This is a genomic window from Eubacterium sp. An11 (genome assembly GCF_002161065.1).
Lineage (GTDB): Bacteria > Bacillota > Clostridia > Lachnospirales > Lachnospiraceae > Anaerobutyricum > Anaerobutyricum faecale.
On the sequence record NZ_NFLV01000093.1, the window covers coordinates 1 to 840 of the forward strand.

Annotated in this window: 2 protein-coding genes; both read left to right on the top strand. The window is 47.0% G+C overall.

Going from position 1 to position 840, the window contains the following annotated elements; translation table 11 throughout:
• Positions 1-161: 161 nt before the first annotated feature.
• On the top strand, positions 162-503 hold the full coding sequence (locus B5E53_RS18705; protein WP_087317626.1) for a helix-turn-helix transcriptional regulator: 342 nt from the start codon (positions 162-164) through the stop codon (positions 501-503).
• Positions 504-658: 155 nt separating this feature from the next.
• On the top strand, positions 659-840 hold a 182-nt coding region (locus B5E53_RS18710; protein ID WP_087317628.1), incomplete at its 3' end, for a helix-turn-helix domain-containing protein.

The following is an 840-nucleotide window of genomic DNA, read 5'->3' on the forward strand; positions in this document are numbered from 1 at the left end:
CTCATCCGGTAATACTTTCCCTTCTGCATCGTCCTTCCTCCCGCTTTATTTATGTCTGTAACAAGCATTATTTGTGTCTGTTATGAGCATAAATAGTGTGTGGTTCAGGCACTATTTATGTCTTACCATAAAGGCAAACATGGAAAGGGGGTGTAAAGGACATGGAACAATCTGAAATCAGGCGGATCGGCAGGATCCTGAAGGAACGACGGCTCCAGCTCGGATACACCCAGGAATATGCTGCAGAAAAAGCAGGCATTTCCTATTCATACTATACCAAGATTGAACGTGGACAACAACTTCCATCTCTGGAAGTTGCCATGGTCCTTTCCAAAACCTTCAGCCTGTCTATGGATCGCTGGCTTTTATGCCAGGCGCATGATTACAGGATGTCACCGGCTGCCTTAAACCTCATCCAATATGTCAGCTCCCTGGATAACAAAACCATCGAAACGATCCAGGAGCTACTCTCCAAAGCCTCCATGGTAGAGAAACAGAACTGACCGCAGGGCCTAAGCCCCCTGCGGTTTTGCAATGAATACATTGCAATTATACTCGGAATATCCAGTAGAATCAAGGAAACTGCAATGAATACATTGCAAATTCACGAGATCGGTTTCGGCATACTCCCGGAAACACGAAAAAGGAGGCTTCTTTCATGGAACAAAAACTGAAACAGGATATTCAGATTGGCGAAACCATCCGCTCCCTCCGTATGGAGCGGAAACTGACGCAGGACCAGGTGGTTTCCAAACTGCAGCTTATGGATCTGGACATCACCCGGAGCATCTACTCTCAGATCGAAGGCGGTACCTACAGCATCCGCATCTCGGTCCTTGC